Annotated in this window: 13 protein-coding genes and 1 rRNA gene; 7 read left to right on the plus strand and 7 right to left on the minus strand. The window is 70.2% G+C overall.

What is annotated here, in order from left to right; genetic code table 11:
• Nucleotides 1-79, plus strand: a 5S ribosomal RNA gene (gene rrf, locus ABN273_RS16910); the annotation flags it as partial.
• Between the two features lie 199 nt (nucleotides 80-278).
• Here rrf and ABN273_RS59490 read toward each other — a convergent pair.
• Nucleotides 279-617 (minus strand): alpha-amylase inhibitor, encoded by a 339-nt coding sequence (locus ABN273_RS59490; RefSeq protein WP_502911048.1) that lies wholly within the window; start codon nucleotides 615-617, stop codon nucleotides 279-281.
• A 433-nt stretch (nucleotides 618-1,050) separates the two neighbouring features.
• Entirely contained in the window at nucleotides 1,051-2,520 is a 1,470-nt protein-coding gene (locus tag ABN273_RS16920; RefSeq protein WP_349449811.1) for a phosphodiester glycosidase family protein, read from the minus strand.
• Between the two features lie 269 nt (nucleotides 2,521-2,789).
• Here ABN273_RS16920 and trpS point away from each other — a divergent pair, with 269 nt between their 5' ends.
• Nucleotides 2,790-3,752 (plus strand): tryptophan--tRNA ligase, encoded by a 963-nt coding sequence (gene trpS, locus ABN273_RS16925; protein ID WP_349449813.1) that lies wholly within the window; start codon nucleotides 2,790-2,792, stop codon nucleotides 3,750-3,752.
• A gap of 308 nt (nucleotides 3,753-4,060) precedes the next feature.
• Here trpS and ABN273_RS16930 read toward each other — a convergent pair whose 3' ends face one another.
• Genes ABN273_RS16930 through ABN273_RS16940 form a run of 3 tightly spaced genes read right to left on the minus strand, consistent with a single transcriptional unit; the run spans nucleotide 4,061 to nucleotide 8,077 of the window.
• Nucleotides 4,061-5,677: a PucR family transcriptional regulator gene (locus ABN273_RS16930; protein ID WP_349449814.1), complete on the minus strand. Its 1,617-nt coding sequence runs from the start codon at nucleotides 5,675-5,677 to the stop codon at nucleotides 4,061-4,063.
• A gap of 57 nt (nucleotides 5,678-5,734) precedes the next feature.
• Nucleotides 5,735-7,363, minus strand: coding sequence for an AMP-binding protein (locus ABN273_RS16935; protein ID WP_349449815.1), 1,629 nt, complete (start codon nucleotides 7,361-7,363; stop codon nucleotides 5,735-5,737).
• 12 nt (nucleotides 7,364-7,375) lie between these two features.
• Nucleotides 7,376-8,077: a TetR/AcrR family transcriptional regulator gene (locus ABN273_RS16940; RefSeq protein WP_349449816.1), complete on the minus strand. Its 702-nt coding sequence runs from the start codon at nucleotides 8,075-8,077 to the stop codon at nucleotides 7,376-7,378.
• Nucleotides 8,078-8,132: 55 nt separating this feature from the next.
• Between ABN273_RS16940 and ABN273_RS16945 the strand changes: the two genes are divergently transcribed.
• Nucleotides 8,133-9,587 carry an MFS transporter gene (locus tag ABN273_RS16945; RefSeq protein WP_349449817.1) on the plus strand — a complete coding sequence of 485 codons (1,455 nt, stop codon included), beginning with the start codon at nucleotides 8,133-8,135 and terminating at the stop codon, nucleotides 9,585-9,587.
• Here ABN273_RS16945 and ABN273_RS16950 read toward each other — a convergent pair.
• Nucleotides 9,584-10,282 (minus strand): alternative oxidase, encoded by a 699-nt coding sequence (locus tag ABN273_RS16950; RefSeq protein ID WP_349449818.1) that lies wholly within the window; start codon nucleotides 10,280-10,282, stop codon nucleotides 9,584-9,586. The genes ABN273_RS16945 and ABN273_RS16950 overlap by 4 nt on opposite strands.
• A gap of 282 nt (nucleotides 10,283-10,564) precedes the next feature.
• On the opposite strand from ABN273_RS16950, the gene ABN273_RS16955 reads away from it, so the two are divergent.
• Together ABN273_RS16955 and ABN273_RS16960 are read left to right on the plus strand one after the other, a co-directional pair.
• Nucleotides 10,565-11,845 (plus strand): aspartate aminotransferase family protein, encoded by a 1,281-nt coding sequence (locus ABN273_RS16955; protein ID WP_349449819.1) that lies wholly within the window; start codon nucleotides 10,565-10,567, stop codon nucleotides 11,843-11,845.
• Entirely contained in the window at nucleotides 11,842-13,347 is a 1,506-nt protein-coding gene (locus ABN273_RS16960) for a CoA-acylating methylmalonate-semialdehyde dehydrogenase (RefSeq protein ID WP_349449820.1), read from the plus strand. Before ABN273_RS16955 ends, ABN273_RS16960 begins: the two co-directional genes overlap by 4 nt.
• Nucleotides 13,348-13,350: 3 nt before the next feature.
• Here the strand turns inward: ABN273_RS16960 and ABN273_RS16965 are convergent, their stop codons facing one another.
• Nucleotides 13,351-14,982, minus strand: a complete 1,632-nt coding sequence (locus ABN273_RS16965; RefSeq protein WP_502911049.1) for a PucR family transcriptional regulator — start codon at nucleotides 14,980-14,982, stop codon at nucleotides 13,351-13,353.
• A gap of 90 nt (nucleotides 14,983-15,072) precedes the next feature.
• Here ABN273_RS16965 and gabT point away from each other — a divergent pair, with 90 nt between their 5' ends.
• A complete protein-coding gene (gene gabT / locus ABN273_RS16970; protein WP_349449822.1) occupies nucleotides 15,073-16,401 on the plus strand; it encodes a 4-aminobutyrate--2-oxoglutarate transaminase in 1,329 nt (442 codons plus the stop codon).
• A 210-nt stretch (nucleotides 16,402-16,611) separates the two neighbouring features.
• Entirely contained in the window at nucleotides 16,612-16,812 is a 201-nt protein-coding gene (locus tag ABN273_RS16975) for a hypothetical protein (RefSeq protein WP_349449823.1), read from the plus strand.
• Nucleotides 16,813-16,837: the final 25 nt, after the last annotated feature.

Below are 16,837 nucleotides of genomic sequence, written 5' to 3' on the forward strand. Positions count from 1 at the left end.
TCCGAACCCGGAAGTTAAGCTTCCCTGCGCCGATGGTACTGCACTCGGGAGGGTGTGGGAGAGTAGGTCATCGCCGCACAATTCTTATGGAAGAGGGCCACCCTTCGGGGTGGCCCTCTTTTTTTGTTTGTCGTGCGGCGTCGACGTACCGCATGGCGGGCATTACGGCGGCCAGAACGGTGTGAACGGCGTAGCTGGCCGGCCGGGACCGGACCGCACGCCTCACTGCACAACGCTCCGCTCACCCTCCCTCGGAGGGCGAGCGAAGCGTTGGCGCATCAGCAGATGCTGGCCCCGTCGAAGGTTCGGACGCCTCGGGCTACTTTGCTGGAGATGGTCTCTCCGGGGTTGACGGTGAAGCACTGGCCGTCGGCGCCGTGCGCCCACACGATCTTCAAGTGCAGAGTTTCGCCGCAGTCGTTGCGCGCGTATCCGGTTTTGGTGACGGTGCCGGTGGTTTGCCAGACGGTCACGCACGAAGGTGCGTTGCCCGCCGGGGCGGCGGCCTGCGCTGGGAGGCTAGAGGCGAGAGCGCTGCAGGTGATGGTGAGGACGGTGAGGGCTGCTCTGGCGGACTGGCGCACGTGGCGTTTTCCTTTCTGCGGCGAACACTCCATGGCGATTAGTAGTCGAGCAACTACCCAAAGTCAACATGAGGGCGAAGATCCGCCGTAGCGTCTGCAATTCGGGTGGCCGTCAGGGGTCGCCCGCGCCCGTGCGCCACGTCCCCGAGCCGCCGCCCCGCGCCGAGCCGCCGCGCCGTCGCCAGTGCTGTGCCTCCGCCCCGTGCCTCCGCCCCGTGCCGTCGCCCGCGCTCTGCCCCCACGTGCGCCCCGCGTCGCACCTCCGTGGCGGGTTCTTCGGGCTGCCGGGGGTGGCGCAGCTGGGCTGTCGCCGCGCGATGAAGGCCGTTGAACCGGACTTGGGGGCTGCCACGGGCGCCCGAGCCCCACAGCAGCCATGCGACGGCCGTGTGCGTCCGAGGAGTGCCTCGCCCGGGCCGAGGCGGCGGTGGGGCCGCGGTCCCGGGCGAGGCGCGTATGGGTGGTGCTACTGCGGCAGGACCAGGAGGGCGTCGCCCACGCCGCGCTCCACGCCGTCCGAGGGACGGTTGACCAGCTTGTTGCCGACCACCATCGCCGTCGAGCCGCCCCCGTCCAGGTTGACGGCCTGCTTCGCGCCCAGCCACCGCATGAACTGGGCCGCCTCGTGGAAGTTCGCCCCGACGCTCACGCCAGGGTTGCGGCCGTCGAGGGTGGCCAGGATGAGGCTGCCGTTGCTGGTGACGCCGAGGAGGGTGCGCGGGTGACGGCGGAGGATCATGTTCACGGAGTCGTGGCCGTCACGCTTGGCGGTGATCTTCACCTGGCCGTTGCGCACGAGGCCGACGTTGCCCGCGATCACGTACAGGTCCGGGGTCAGCTTGAGCGCCTTCTTGGTACGCAGGTCCACGACCTTGGTGTCGACCTTGACCGTCCAGTCCTGGAAGGCGTGCTCGTTGAGCCAGTCGCCGGCCAGGCCGTTGCCGTGCAGCACCCGCGTGCCCGCGGCCACCGCCGCGCCCGAGGCTCGCATGCCGACGACCTTGCCGTTGGCGTCGAGCACGGCGTCGGTCCCGCCGGCGGGCGTCTTGGCGCCGTACTCCTCCGTGTACAGCACCAGCTCGTCCGTCGCGGCGGCCCGGTTCACTCCGTTGACCTTGGTCTTCTGGCCGTCCTGCGAGGTCGCGGTGACGGTGGTGTCCAGCTCTGTGATCTTGGCGGTGCGGCCCTTGAGGAGCACGGCGGAGCGGCCGGGGACGGCCTCGCTGAGCAGTTTGCCGCCGACCACCGAGGCGCCGACGGGCTCGCCGCGCAGCGCCTTGTCGGTGTGGATGTTGAAGAAGCCGCCGTTGATCCCGACGAGCGCGTGCCGGGCCTTGGCCATCGACGAGACGGTCTCCCGCTTGGCCACGCTGGTGCCGAGGGTGGCCGCGTACGAGCCGCGGAACGCGTTGGCGTCGATCATCACGACCTTGGCGTCCCAGGGGCCGGTGGTCTTGAGGCCGTCGTCGCCGAGGTAGTCGACCTTGACCTTCAGCCCCGCGTCCTTGAGTTTCTTGGCCGTCTCCTCGGCCTTCTTCTTGTCCTCGAAGGACCAGAGGCCGACCCTGACCATGTACACGGTCTGGATGGGGGCGTCGGCTACGCTCGGCCGGATCACCTTCTGCACGCTGGGGGTCTCCCCGGCGGCCTCCACCTCGGCGGCCTTGGCCTCGGCGGTCGACTGCATCCCGTAGTCGCGGCCGCTCGGCATCAGCACGGTCACCGTGTAGCCGTCGGTGGACGTGCCGGCCTTCACGTCGTACAGGTCGATGCCCTGAGCGACGGAGGTCGCTGTCTTCGTCGGCACGGGCCTGTTGCCCAGCGGGAACTTGGCCGACGGGAACCTCACCGACACCTGTCCCGCGGCAGCGGGCAGGGTGGTGAGGGTGAGGGTGGCGGCTATGGCCAGGCCGCCGGCGAAGGTGCGTCGTGACATGGATTCTCCAGAGGGCGGAACAGGGACCGCACCATAGTGACGAGATCATGGTCTCCGAGGCAGCCGAACGCGCTAATCGGCCGAAGAGGTTACAAGATTGACATCGCGTGTGGCTTTGGTCAGATACAATTCGTGCATGACACGCATCAGCATGTGGTGGCGGCCGACAGACGGCCGCTGATTCCCCATGCCTGGGCCGTCCTTGAGACGGCCCCCTGAGCGTGCGGGTCCTCTCCGGGACGGCATGATCTGAAGGAGAGAGATCCGGAATGAACGACGTCGTGCTCACCGGTGACCGCCCGACCGGGCCCCTGCATCTGGGCCACTACTTCGGCTCGCTGGCCAACCGGGTCCGCCTGCAGGACGCGTACCCGATGTACGTGCTGATCGCCGACTACCAGGTGATCACGGACCGCGACCTGCCCGGCGAGATCCAGCGCAACATCACCGAACTGCTGCTCGACTACCTCGCGGTCGGGATCGACCCGGCCAAGGCCACGATCTTCCAGCACAGCGCGATCCCCGAGCTGAACCAGCTGCTGCTGCCGTTCCTGAGCCTGGTGTCGGTGGCCGAGCTGGGCCGCAACCCCACGGTGAAGGACGAGATCGCGCACAGCTCGCAGCGGGCGGTGAGCGGCCTGATGTTCACCTATCCGGTGCACCAGGCGGCCGACATCCTGTTCTGCAAGGGCACGCTGGTGCCGGTCGGCAGGGACCAGCTCCCGCACGTGGAGGTGACTCGGCTGGTGGCGCGCCGCTTCAACGAGCGCTACGGCGAGGTGTTTCCGCTGCCCGAGGCCATGATGGGCGAGGAGCCGCTGCTCAAGGGGCTCGACGGCGGCAAGATGAGCAAGAGCCGCGGCAACTCGATCGCCCTGTCGGCCACCGAGGACGAGACGGCCGCCCTCATCCGCAAGGCCCGCACGGACTCCGACCGGCTGATCATGTTCGACGAGGCGCACCGCCCCGAGGTGGCGAACCTCCTCACGCTGGCGGGCCTCTGTCTCGGCCGCCCGCCGCAGGACATCGCCGAGGAGATCGGGTACGGGGGCGCCGCCGCGCTCAAGGGACTGGTCACCGAGGCGGTCAACGAGTTCCTGCGGCCGATCAGGAAACGCCGCGCCGAGCTCACCGAGGCCGATGCGCGGAGCATCCTGGCCGCCGGCAATGAGCAGGCCCGGGAGCGGGCGGTCACGACGCTTGAGGAGGTACGGGCCGCGATGGGGTTCTGAAGGGGATTCGGGCGACGGCCAGTTCGGCGGGCACGGCGCGCAGCGGGCGGCGGTGCCGGGGCCTGCGGCAGGTCCAGCACCGTGGCGTGGAGCCGGGGGTGCCGCCGCAGCAGCCCCATGCTGAACTGGCCGTGACCGCCGCCCATGTCCAGCACCCGCCTGGCGCCGCGCGGCACCGGGATGGCGCGACCGACAGCCGGGGCGCCGCCGCCTCGAGGGCGTTGAAGAAGAGGGGCACAAAAGCGACGTTCAGTCACTCCGCCCGGCGGCCCGCGTCGCGTACTTCGGCAGGGGTCCGCACGAGTCTGCTAGCGGGTTTCGCGGCGGAAGGACTCCAGGGCCAGCAGGGCCACGTGCAGCGACATGCACGACTCGACGTCGTCGAGGTCGGTGTCCAGGATGCGTTCGAGGCGGCGCAGCCGGTCGTAGAAGGCGGGCCTGGACAGGTGGGCCTTCTGCGCGGCGACCGCCTTGTTGCGCCCCGCGTCGAGGTAGATGCGCAGGATCCGGGTGAGGTCGCCGCCCCGCTGCGCGTCGTGCGCCAGCAGCGGCCCCAGCTCCCGTTCCGCGAACGTCTGCAGCCGGGCGTCATCGCGCAGCAGGTGCAGCAGCCCGCGCAGGCGCAGGTCCGGCAGCCGGTAGAAGGCCCGGCCGTCGGGCTGGCGGACGGCCACGTCGGCCACCTGCTCCGCCTCGAGGAAGCTGCGTCGTACGTCCCTGATCGACTCCACCACGGAGCCGGCCGCCAGCACGAAGGACGAGCCCGGCCGCCACAGCACGCGCAGCCGCTCGGAGAGCGCGGTCAGCGCGGGCTCGGCCTGGCTGCGCGGCGGGAGGGGCAGCAGCACCCCCACTCGCTCCTGGTCGAGCGCGCCGACCAGGGCGGGCAGGCGGGCGTCGCGGCAGGCGGCGGCGGTGGCCTCGGCCAGCTCGCCGAGCTGCGCCTGGCCGTCGAGCGCCTGGTCGGCCGGCTCGGTGGGCCTGATGACCACGCTGATCAGCTTGCGGCCTGTGAGCGGCACGCCGACGGCGCGGGCGCGGGCGGCGGCCTCGTCGGGGTCGGCGTAGGCGTGGGTCAGGATGCCGGTGATGATCGTGCCGTGCGCCTGGCGTTCGAGCGACTCCTGGTGGCGCTCCAGCAGGCGGCCCAGGGCGAGGGTCGTGGCGGCGCGCTCGGCCAGCACCATGTCGCGCGGTGTCGGCGGCGAGTCGCAGATCAGGATCAGCCGCCCCCAGTCCTGCCCCCGCGCCCCGACCGTGGTGACCAGCCATCCGGAGGCGGCGTCGTACGCGGTGCGTTCGGCCGGGGCCACCGCACGCGACCTCGTCTCCCAGCCGGCCAGCAGCGTGCCGGCGTCACGACCGGCGGACTCGCAGGCCAGCACCTGGTGCGCGAGGTTCTCCAGCAGCACCGGCCGGTTGGACAGCCTGGACACCTGGGCCAGCACCTCGGCGGGCGACGCGCCCTCGACCGACAGCTCGGTGAAGACCTCGTGGAGCTGCTCGGAGGCCCGCAGCTCCTCCAGCTGGATGTCGATGATCCGGGCGTGCACGGACTCGGTGATCTGCACGAACGGCGTCTCACGGGTCAGCACGATGACCGGCAGACCGTGCGCCTCGGCGGACTTGACCACGGCGCTCGGCAGCTCGCGGACGAACCTGCGGCCCAGCTCCACGATCAGCCCGGAGGCGCCGACCGAGGAGAGCTCACCGACGTAGTCCGCGAGCTTCTCCGGGTCCTCGGGAAGCGCGACGCCCGTGGTGAGCACCAGCTCCCCGCCGCGCAGGAGGTGGGCGATGTCGGCGATCTCGCCGACGTGCACCCACCGCACCTTGGTGTCGAGCCGGTCGGCGCCCGCGACCACGCGCGGGCTGCCCCGGCGTACGGTCTCCAGGGCGAGGACGTCGGCGATGGTGGGCAACACGGGGCAGAGCCTAGCCGATCAGAATGTAAGAACGGCCATACGCCCATTTACGCTTTGTCACTGGTTGAGGTCCTCCTCCCGGTATTCCTTCCGAGGTTCGCGCACCCGTAGCTCGACCCGGCGAATCTTGCCGGAGATCGTCTTGGGCAACTCGCCGAACTCCAGCCGCCGCACCCGCTTGTAGGGGGCCAGCTCCCTGCGGCAGTGCTCGAAGATCGACCGTGCGGTCGCCTCGTCCGGCTCGAACCCGGGCGCGAGCGTCACATAGGCCTTCGGTACGGCCAGCCGTACCGGATCGGGGGCGGGCACCACCGCCGCCTCGGCCACGGCCGCATGCTCCAGCAGCACGCTCTCCAGCTCGAACGGCGAGATGCGGTAGTCGGATGCCTTGAAGACGTCGTCGGTCCTGCCCACGTAGGTGATGTAGCCGTCCTCGTCCCGGGTGGCGACGTCGCCCGTGTGGTAGAAGCCGGCGCGCATCGCATCACTCAATCCACCGACATATCCGGACATGAGGCCCAGGGGGCGGCGGTCGTCCAGCGGCAGGCAGATCTCGCCGTCGTTCCCGGGCTCGCCGGTGACCGGGTCGATCAGCACGACGTCGTAGCCGGGCAGCGGGCGCCCCATCGAGCCGGGCCTGACCGGCTCGTCCGGCGCGTTGCCGATCTGCGCGGTGGTCTCGGTCTGGCCGTAGCCGTCCCTGATCGTGATGCCCCACGCCTTGGCCACCTGGTCGATGATCTCGGGGTTGAGCGGCTCGCCGGCGGCGACCGCCGTACGCAGGGGCAGCTGCCAGGCCGCCAGGTCCTCCTGGATGAGCATCCGCCAGACGGTCGGCGGCGCGCAGAACGTGGTGACCTGCTCGTCCCGCAGCACCTCGAGCAGCGCCGGGGCGGAGAAGCGCTGGTAGTCGTGGATCAGCACGGTGGCGCCCGCGTTCCAGGGGGCGAAGACGTTGCTCCACGCGTGCTTGGCCCACCCCGGCGAGGACACGTTGAGATGCACGTCGCCGGGCTTGAGCCCGATCCAGAACATCGTCGACAGGTGCCCGGCAGGGTAGGAGGCGTGGGTGTGCTCGACCAGCTTGGGCTGCGAGGTCGTGCCCGAGGTGAAGTAGAGCAGCAACGTGTCGCCGGCCCACGTCGGCGCGTCGGGGGAGAAGTGCTCGCCCGCCTCGTACGCCTCGTGGTACGGCAGCCAGTTGTAGGCGTCACCCACGGCGATCTTCGTGTATTCGCCGGCACTGAACTTCCCGGCGTCGGCGGCGTTGGCGATCACATGGGAGACGCCGCCCCGATCGATGCGTTCCGCGATGTCCTTGGCCGTCAGCAGCGTCGTGGCCGGGATGATGACCGCGCCCAGCTTCATCGCGGCCAGCAGCGTCTCCCACAGCTCGGCCTGGTTGCCCAGCATGAGCAGGATCCGGTCGCCCCGGCGCACGCCCTGCTGGTGCAGCCAGTTCGCGACCTGGTTGGAGCGGGCCGACAGCTCGGCGAACGTGTAGCGGGCGCTGCTCGCCCCCACGATCTTGAGCGCGACGGCGCCGGGCGTCTCGGCGGCCAGCACCCCGTCGAACCAGTCGAGCGCCCAGTTGAACTCCGCGAGCTCCGGCCAGCGGAAGTCGCGGCGGGCGGTGGCGGCGTCGGCGCGGAGGAGGAAATCGCGTGCGGCACGGAAATCACTCATGCCCGGATCCTGCTACGTCGCCAGCCGCCGCTCAAGGCCGTCGAGCACCGACACCAGCCCGAAGTCGAAGCAGAGCTCGCGAACGGTCTGCGGATCCTCGTAAGTGCTCATGTCGATGCGCTCCAGCAGGTCGGGGAAGTCGGCGGCGGCCCTGGCCACCGAGGCGCGCATCTCGTCGGGGTCGTAGGCGTGGCCGGACATCGCCGTGTTCCAGGCGATCTCCGGGATCGTCATGCCGTACACGAAGGCGGTGAGCGTGGCGCCGGCGTAGTCGACGTCCAGCCCGCCGAACCCCGCGTGCTTGAACGTCACCCGCATCCGGTCGGCCACGTGGAGGGCGTTGGGGCCGAGCGCGGGCACCCGGCCGAGGAGATCGGCCGACCACGGATGGCGCAGCATGACCTGGCGCATGCTGTAGGCCAGGGCCGAGGCGGCGTCGCGCCAGCCGACCTCCTCGGCGTCGGGCACGCTCATCTCGCCCCACATTTCGTCATAGGCCAGCTCGAGCAGCTCGTCCTTGTTGGCGACGTACCAGTAGAGGCTGGTGGCGCCCGCGCTGAGCTTCGCGCCCAGCTTGCGCATGCTGAGCCCGCCGAGGCCCTCGGCGTCGAGCAGCTCGATGGAGGCCTTGACGATCTCCTCGCGGCTGCGCCCCGGGCTGGTGGCTTTACGCGGCTCGCGGAGCCAGACGGAGGAGAACTGCTTGCCGCTCATTCTCCAAGGATAAATCCACTCGCACAGTGTACGAGGATTATCGTACGCTGTGCGAGTGAACTCGAACACTGTGCGAGATCCGCGCCGCTGGTGGATCCTCGTCGTACTCTGCTTGGCACTTCTGGTGCTTGTCGTGGACAACACCATCCTCAACCTCGCCATCCCCTCGCTGAACGAGGAGATGGGCGCGAGCCCGTCGGACATCCAGTGGATCATCGACGCGTACGTGCTGGCCTACGCCGGACTGCTGCTCACCTCGGGCAGCCTGTCCGACAAGTACGGCCGCAGGCTGTTCCTGATCACCGGCCTGGTGTTCTTCGGCGGCGCGTCCCTGGTGGCCGTGCTCGTCACCGAGCCCTGGCAGCTCATCGCCGCCCGTGCGCTGATGGGCATCGGCGGCTCGCTCGTCATGCCCTCGACGCTGTCGATCCTGATGACCGTCTTCGACGAGGAGGAGCGGCGCAAGGCGATGGCCGCCTGGAGCGCGGTGGCACTGGTCGGCATGGTGTCGGGCCCGACGCTGGGCGGCCTCATGCTGCAGCACTACTGGTGGGGCTCGGTCTTCCTGCTGAACATCCCGATCGCGGCCGTCGCCATCGTGGCCGCCGTCGTGCTCATGCCCGAGAGCCGCAGCAGCGGGCGGAAGATCGACCCGGTGGGCGTGGTGCTGTCGAGTGTGGGGCTGACGGCGGCCGTGTACGTCATCATCGAGCGCGAATGGAACGTGATCGGCATCGCGATCGCGGTCATCGCCCTGGGTGCGTTCGTGATCTGGGAGCGCAGGCAGGAGCAGCCGATGCTGCCGCTGCACCTGTTCGCCAACCGCAACTTCAGCGGCTCGTCGTTCTCGATCCTGCTGATGGCGTTCGGCGCGGGCGCCGTGATGCTGATGCTGACCCAGTACCTGCAGTTCGTGCTGGGCTACGGGGAGATGCAGGCGGGCCTCGCCATGCTGCCCTACGGCGTGGCCGCCGCGATCTTCAACGGCGTGGGCGCCGGCCTGGGCAAGAAGGCCAGCAACCGGGCGCTGGTCGGGGCGGGCCTGCTGGTGATGGCCTGCGGGTTCGTCGTCATGGCCTCGACCACCGGATACCTCCCGCTGCTCACGGCGCTGGTGATCATGGGTGTGGGCGGCGGGCTGGCCGGGCCGTCCGCGTACTCCTCGCTCATGAATGCCATCCCCGTGGAGCACGCCGGCGTCGGCTCGGCGCTCAACGACACCGTCCAGCAGGTCGGCATGGCGCTGAGCATCGCGATCCTGGGCAGCGTGCTGGCCGGGCAGTACACCTCGCAGATGCCGGCCGACCTGCCCGCCGCCGCCAGGGAGTCGATCGGCGGCGCGCATCTGGCGGGCTTCGCCGAGGCCGGCAACCAGGCGTTCACCTCGGCCATGCACCTGGGCTCGTGGGTCGGGGCCGCGTTCTGCGTGGCCGCCGCGCTGCTCGCGGTGGCCGTGCTGCGCCCGGCCGCGGCGACTCCAGTGCCGGTGCCAGAAAACAGCGGGGTTTAGCAGACACGGGGCTCCCGCATGCTCTCCAGGCTGTCGAGCTTGTGGGTGCGCTCGTCGTGGCCGATCTGCCGGAGCAGGTCGGCCACCGAGCGGTAGCGGCCGTACTCGGCGGCGTACGTGCCGGGGTCGGGCACGAAGTCCAGCTCCGGGTTCTCGGCCACGAAGGTCATGTACTCGTGCTCGGCGTGGTCCTCGAACTCCGCGTTCAGCCGGTAGCTCCACTCCGGCCTGACCAGGAACAGCATCCAGGAGACGTGGTAGTAGAAGAACGCGATCAGCCACGGGGCGGCCCGGTGCAGCAGCCAGCTCTGCTTCTGCCCGGTGCGCTGCACGAGGTCCTGCAGGATCAGCAGGTGCCACTGCTCGTTGTCCTGGTCGGCCCGGGCCTCCACGATGCGCTCGAAGACCCTCCTCGCCAGCGCCGATCGTCCCCGGTAGCGGTGCACGGCCCAGTAGCCCATCCGCTCCCACGCCTGGTACGGCACCCGGGCGATGATCTCCAGCATGGCGAACTTCGTGTACGAGCCCTTCTTGCCGTACATGATGTCCACCGGCTTGAACATCATTTTGGCGAGCAGGCTGTACTGCATGCGCGGGGTGTCCAGCGTGTCCTGCTGGGCCCGGCGGAGCTGGTCGCGGTCGAGCTTGGGCGGGCCGGACAGCGCTTCGGGGCGGCGGTCGATGGTGACGGTCATCGCAATCTCTCCTTCGCGTTTCGGGATGATCCGATGGTGGCCGACCGGCATGGCCCCGGTCGTCGGCCGCCAGTGGTCATTCGCGGTGCCTCCCGCGGCGTACCGGCCCGGCGCGACGTACGCCTCCAGGCGGACGGGAAATCCCCTAGGGGGCGGGTCAGGGGTCCCGCTTACCTGGCCTTTTGGGTAGTCCATGTAGTTTGCAGGATGTAAGGGATTTTTCCCCTACGCCGACAGGTTGCGGGTGGGAGTGCACGGATGGAAAAAGGGATACTCGGTAACATGTCGGAGCTTCTCGCGCGCCACCGGGCAGTGATGCCCAACTGGTTGGCACTCAACTACAACGACCCCATCGAGATCGTCAGCGGCAAGGGCAACCGCGTCATCGACGCCGACGGCAAGAGCTATCTGGACTTCTTCGCCGGCATCCTGACCAACATGATCGGGTATGACGTGCCCGAGGTGCGTGAGGCCGTCGAGCGCCAGATCGCCACCGGGGTGGTCCACACCAGCACCGTCTACCTGCTGCGCGGCCAGATCGAGCTGGCCGAGAAGATCGCGCGGGTCTCCGGCATCCCCGACGCCAAGGTCTTCTTCACCAACTCCGGCACCGAGGCCAACGAGACCGCCCTGCTGCTGGCCACGTACGCGCGAAAGACCGACCAGGTGCTCGCCATGCGGCAGAGCTACCACGGGCGCAGCTTCGGCACGATCGGCGTCACCTCCAACCGCTCCTGGAAGAACAACTCGCTCTCCCCGTTCAACGTGCACTTCCTGCACGGCGCCGACCGGCATCTCACCCAGTTCACCGGCATGTCGGACGCCGAGTACATCCAGGCGTGCGTGGACGACCTGCGCCACGTGCTGGCCACGGCCGTCTCCAACGACGTGGCCGCACTGATCGCCGAGCCGATCCAGGGCGTGGGCGGGTTCACGATGGCCCCCGACGGGCTGTTCGCCGCGTACAAGGAGGTCCTGGACGAGCAGGGCATCCTGTTCATCTCCGACGAGGTGCAGACCGGGTGGGGCCGCACCGGCAGCGCGTTCTTCGGCATCCAGAACCACGGCGTGACCCCCGACATGATGACGTTCGCCAAGGGGCTGGGCAACGGCTTCGCGGTCGGCGGCGTCGTGGCGCGCGGCGACCTCATGGACGCACCGCACGCCGTGGGCCTGGCCACGTTCGGCGGCAACCCCATTTCCATGGCCGCCGCCAACGCCACCCTCGACTACGTGCTCGACCACGACCTGCAGGCCAACGCCGCGCGTACCGGTGAGATCATCATCAACGGCCTCAAGGACGCCGCCACGCGGCTGCCCGTGGTCAAGGACGTGCGCGGCAAGGGCCTGATGTTCGCCGTCCAGCTGGAGAGCCCCGCCCAGGCCGCCCGCTTCATGGAGGAGACCAAGAAGGCCGGGCTGCTGGCGGGCAAGGGCGGCCTGTACGGCACCGCCATCCGCATGGCCCCGCCTCTCACCCTTACGGTGGACGAGGCCGTCGAAGGCCTCGGCATCATCGTGACCGCACTCGAAACCATCAACGCAGAGGCAGCAGCCCAGTGAAGTCCGTCAAGCATTGGATCAACGGAGCTCTCGCGGACGGCGACCCCCGCGCCGCCGAGCTCTACAACCCCGCGACCGGCGAGGTCAGCGGCCACGTGGCCCTCGCCTCCGTGGCCGACGTGGACGCGGCCGTGGCCGCCGCCGTCGCGGCGTTCCCCGCCTGGCGGGACGCGTCGCTGGTCAAGCGGTCGCAGGTGCTGTTCCGCTTCCGCGAGCTCATGTACGCGCACCGCGACGAGCTGGCCGCGCTGATCTCCGCCGAGCACGGCAAGGTCCACTCCGACGCGCTCGGCGAGGTGGCCCGCGGCCTCGAGGTCGTGGAGTTCGCCTGCGGGATCCCCCACCTGCTCAAGGGCGGCTTCTCCGAGGGCGTCTCGACCAGGGTCGACTCCTACTCCATCCGCCAGCCGCTGGGCGTCGTGGCCGGGATCACGCCGTTCAACTTCCCGGCCATGGTGCCGATGTGGATGTTCCCGATCGCGATCGCCTGCGGGAACGCGTTCGTGCTCAAGCCGTCCGAGAAGGACCCGTCGGCATCGTTGCTCATGGCGCGGCTCTGGAAGGAGGCCGGGCTGCCCGACGGCGTGTTCAACGTCGTGCAGGGCGACAAGGTCGCCGTGGACCGGCTGCTCGAGCACCCCGACGTGCGCGGCGTGTCCTTCGTCGGCTCCACCCCGATCGCCAGGTACGTCTACGAGACCGGCACCGCGCACGGCAAGCGCGTGCAGGCCCTCGGCGGCGCCAAGAACCACATGCTCGTCCTCCCCGACGCAGACCTCGACCTGGTGGCCGACTCGGCCGTGTCGGCGGGCTTCGGCTCGGCGGGCGAGCGGTGCATGGCGATCTCCGTCGTGCTGGCCGTGGACCCGATCGGCGACGAGCTCGTACAGAAGATCGTCAAGCGGGTGGACGAGCTGGTGATCGGCCCAGGCGACGACCCGAAGTCCCAGATGGGGCCGCTCGTCACCGAGGTGCACCGCGACAAGGTCGCCTCCTACCTCGACCTCGGCGTCGAGGAGGGCGCCAAGCTGGTCGTGGACGGCCGCGAGACGGCCGTGCTCGGCGGCGGCAAGGCCGCGGAGACGCCCGGCTTCTGGCTCGGCCCGACCGTGCTCGACCATGTGCCGGCGGGCTCGCAGACGCACACGGACGAGATCTTCGGGCCGGTCCTGTCGATCGTGCGGGTGTCCTCCTACGAGGAGGGGCTGGAGATCATCAACGGCGGCCTGTACGGCAACGGCACCGCGATCTTCACCAACGACGGCGGCGCGGCCAGGCGCTTCCAGAACGAGGTCGAGGTCGGCATGGTCGGCATCAACGTGCCCATCCCGGTGCCGATGGCCTTCTACAGCTTCGGCGGCTGGAAGTCCTCGCTCTTCGGTGACACGCACGTGCACGGCACCGAGGGCGTGCACTTCTACACCCGCGGCAAGGTCGTCACCTCCCGCTGGCTCGACCCCTCGCACGGCGGCGTGAACCTGGGCTTCCCCACCAACAAGTGATGTTCATCGGCGGGTCGCCTGGAGTGCGAGCCACAGCTCGGCTCGCACTCCCGGGTCGTCGAGGTCGCGGCCCAGCAGCTCGGTGACGCGCTTCATGCGGTAGCGCAGGGTGTGGCGGTGCACGCCGAGCCGCTGCGCCGCCGCGTCCCAGTGGCCGTTGCTGTCCAGGTACGCGCGTAGCGACCCGACCAGGTCGGGCTTGGCGCCGTACGCGGTGAGCGGGGCCAGCAGCGCGGCGGCGAACGCCTGGACCGCGGCCGGGTCGAGCAGCCCGAGCAGCCCCTGCCCGGCCAGCTCCCCGAACCTCACGACCCGCCCTCGGCCGTTCGCCCTTGCGCTGTTCCGGCCGGTGGCCGCGCCGAGGGGGATCGCGGGCGCCCAGCCGCTCCTGGCCGCCTCCAGCGCGCGCCTGGCCTGGCCCAGCGCGCCGTGCAGGGACTCGGGGGCGTAACCGCACGGCAGGCTGACACCCACCGGCCCGTCCGCCTCCAGCGCGGCCTTCTCCGCCACCAAGGCGGCCACCAGCGTCACGGCCAGGGAGCCCGCCCCCTGGTGGGCGCCGTCGTCGCCGAGCAACGCCGCGAACGCGTGCGGCTCCAGGGTCTCGATCGCGTCGGCGTCCGCCGCCAGCACCGCCAGCGGTTCCTCAGGGAGCCGCCCGCCGAGCGGCCTCAGCACCGCGCGGGCCTGCTCCTTCGCACCGCCCAGCAGCAGCTCCAGTACGGCGGAGCGGGTCCGCCGCACGGCCTCCAGCTGGGTCCTGCCCTGCTCCATGGCCAGGGTGAGCAGGGACCCCGCGGCGTTGATCACCGTGTGGGTGACCGGCGAGAAGGGCTCCTCGGCCCCGACGGCGAAGAACCCGCGCGGTCGCGCCCCGCCGGCCAGCGGCTGCACCACGATGTGCTCCCCGGGGCCCGACAACGCCAGGCTGGCAGGCAACGGCCCCGCACGCCCGGCACCCCACCCCGCGGGCGTCGTGTCTCCGGTCGCGTGCGCGGTGCCTTCGCCTTCGCGCGTCGCGCCTTCGGGCGCGCGCAGGCGGGTGAGCTCGGCCACGACGGCGTCCGTGTTGGCGCCGCGGGTGGCGTGGCGGACCTCGCCCGACTCCTCCAACAGCGCCGCCCAGCCGCCGACCTCCTTGGCGAGCCGGTCGATGACCGCATGCATGCCCTCCGGCCGGAGCGCCGCCCGCGTCAGGCGGCCCTGGGCGGCGAAGGCGCGGGTGATCTCCTCGTACTGCTCGGCCGCCAGCAGCTCGCTGACGGCCTTGCCGATCGCGATGAACGGGGTCTCGCGCGGCACCTCCAGCAGCGGCAGCCCGGCCTCGTCGGCGGCGGAGACCAGGGCGGCCGGCACCTCCTCGTGCGAGACGCCGACGCCGAACCCGAGTCCCGCGACGCCCCGGGCCACGAGCCGGGCGACATACTGGGTCTGGTCGCCTTCCATCCGCATGCCCGTGGTGAGGAGGAGCTCCCCGCCCTCCAGGTATGGTGTCGGGTCCGCGAGCTCGCTGACCGCCACCCAGCGCACCACCGCGTCCAGCACACCGCCACGGCCGGGCGTCGCGGAGCCCGGGATGCCGGCCACCGGCCGCAGGGCCATGCGGCGTATGACGGTGTGGAGCGAAGGCGGCATGCAGATTTTGTCCATTCTGGCAAAGACGACCAATTCAGTGTTACATATCGACGTATCGGCGCAGGTGGGAGCCCGCCGTAGCGTCGAGCCATGAGCATTCCCCAGGAGCGGCGCGTCGTGACCGCGATTCCAGGCCCCAAGTCGCAGGAGTTGCTGGCCCGCAAGCAGGCCGCCGTCCCTCCCGGCATCGGAACCACGCTGCCGGTCTTCGTCACCCGCGCCGGCGGCGGCGTGGTGCAGGACGCCGACGGGAACTCGCTGATCGACTTCGGCTCCGGCATCGCCGTGACGAACGTCGGCAACGCCGCCCCCAAGGTCGTCGAACGTGTGCAGAAGCAGGTCGCCGACTTCACCCACACGTGTTTCATGGTCACCCCGTACGAGTCGTACGTCCGGGTGTGCGAGAAGCTGAACGAGCTGACCCCGGGCGACCACGAGAAGCGCACATTCCTGGTGAACTCGGGCGCCGAGGCCGTGGAGAACGCCGTCAAGATCGCCAGGCACGCCACCGGCAGGCAGGGCGTCGTCGTGTTCGACCACGGCTACCACGGCCGCACGCTGCTCACGATGACGCTGACGGCCAAGAACATGCCGTACAAGCATGGTTTCGGCCCCTTCGCGCCAGAGGTGTACCGGGTGCCGCTGGCGTACCCGTACCGCTGGCCGACCGGGCCGGAGAACTGCGCCGAGGAGGCCGCGGAGCAGGCCATCGACCTGATCAACAAGCAGATCGGCGCGGGCAACGTGGCCGCCGTGGTGATCGAGCCGATCGCGGGCGAGGGCGGGTTCATCGTGCCGGCCAGGGGCTTCCTGCCGCAGATCGCGGAGTTCTGCAAGGCCAACGGCATCGTGTTCGTGGCCGACGAGGTGCAGACCGGCTTCGCCAGGACGGGCGACCTGTTCGCCTGCGAGGACGAGGGCGTCGTGCCCGACATCATCACCACCGCCAAGGGCATCGCGGGCGGCCTGCCGCTGGCCGCCGTGACCGGGCGCGCGGAGATCATGGACAAGGTGCACGTCGGCGGCCTGGGCGGCACGTACGGCGGCAACCCCCTGGCCTGCGAGGCCGCGCTCGGCGTGCTCGAGACCATCGAGGAGGAGGACCTGGTCTCGAAGGCCCGCCGCATCGGCGAGATCATGCTGCCCCGGCTCAAGGCGCTCCAGGAGCGCTTCGACGTGATCGGCGACGTCCGCGGGCGGGGCGCGATGATCGCGATCGAGCTGGTCGAGCCGGGCACCAAGGAGCTGAACCCCACCGCCGTGCAGGAGGTCGTCAAGCGCTGCCACGCCGAGGGCCTGCTGGTGCTGACGGCGGGCACGTACGGCAACGTGCTGCGCTTCCTGCCCCCGCTGGTCATGCCCGAGCACCTGCTCGAGGAGGGCCTCGGCATCCTGGAGAAGGCGATCGCCGAACTCTAGAGGAAACCCCCACCAATCGGGCATCCGGCTTGCGGCTGGATGCCCGATTTTGTGGTGTAAGTGGCGTCAGTCGGGTAGAGAATTCACCCTGACTTGACGCTCAGCTGGACGCTCACGGCCTCGGTCAGGGTTATAACGGTTCCGACATGCGGATGGGCGACGGCCGCAGGGAGCGTGATGAACTGGAGTCCGACCAGAACGGCGCGGAGTATGTTGACGTTCGACCCTGAAGGCCTCACCTGGGCCCAGCGCGACGGCGACGCCTGCGTCGTCTGCCACAAGAGATGGCCGCGCCCGCGCGTGCGCGTGGGCGTGCTGCCCGACAACTCGGCGGTTCTGGCCTGCGGCGACTGCGCCGAGGCGCTCGTTCCAGCTCCTACGGCCACCGTCGTGGCGTTCCCGTCCCGCTGACCACGGCGAAGCGAGACGCCCCGGG

Source organism: Nonomuraea sp. B19D2, from assembly GCF_040137845.1.
Taxonomy (GTDB): domain Bacteria; phylum Actinomycetota; class Actinomycetes; order Streptosporangiales; family Streptosporangiaceae; genus Nonomuraea.

What these genes read in the sequence shown, in the direction of transcription:
- ABN273_RS16965 (WP_502911049.1), bottom strand. Translation starts at nt 14,982, where the DNA reads ATGCCGCCTTCGCTCCACACCGTCATACGCCGCATGGCCCTGCGGCCG.
- ABN273_RS16920 (WP_349449811.1), bottom strand. Translation starts at nt 2,520, where the DNA reads ATGTCACGACGCACCTTCGCCGGCGGCCTGGCCATAGCCGCCACCCTC.
- ABN273_RS16940 (WP_349449816.1), bottom strand. Translation starts at nt 8,077, where the DNA reads ATGAGCGGCAAGCAGTTCTCCTCCGTCTGGCTCCGCGAGCCGCGTAAA.
- gabT (WP_349449822.1), top strand. Translation starts at nt 15,073, where the DNA reads ATGAGCATTCCCCAGGAGCGGCGCGTCGTGACCGCGATTCCAGGCCCC.
- trpS (WP_349449813.1), top strand. Translation starts at nt 2,790, where the DNA reads ATGAACGACGTCGTGCTCACCGGTGACCGCCCGACCGGGCCCCTGCAT.
- ABN273_RS16935 (WP_349449815.1), bottom strand. Translation starts at nt 7,363, where the DNA reads ATGAGTGATTTCCGTGCCGCACGCGATTTCCTCCTCCGCGCCGACGCC.
- ABN273_RS16950 (WP_349449818.1), bottom strand. Translation starts at nt 10,282, where the DNA reads ATGACCGTCACCATCGACCGCCGCCCCGAAGCGCTGTCCGGCCCGCCC.
- ABN273_RS59490 (WP_502911048.1), bottom strand. Translation starts at nt 617, where the DNA reads ATGGAGTGTTCGCCGCAGAAAGGAAAACGCCACGTGCGCCAGTCCGCC.
- ABN273_RS16955 (WP_349449819.1), top strand. Translation starts at nt 10,565, where the DNA reads ATGTCGGAGCTTCTCGCGCGCCACCGGGCAGTGATGCCCAACTGGTTG.
- ABN273_RS16975 (WP_349449823.1), top strand. Translation starts at nt 16,612, where the DNA reads ATGTTGACGTTCGACCCTGAAGGCCTCACCTGGGCCCAGCGCGACGGC.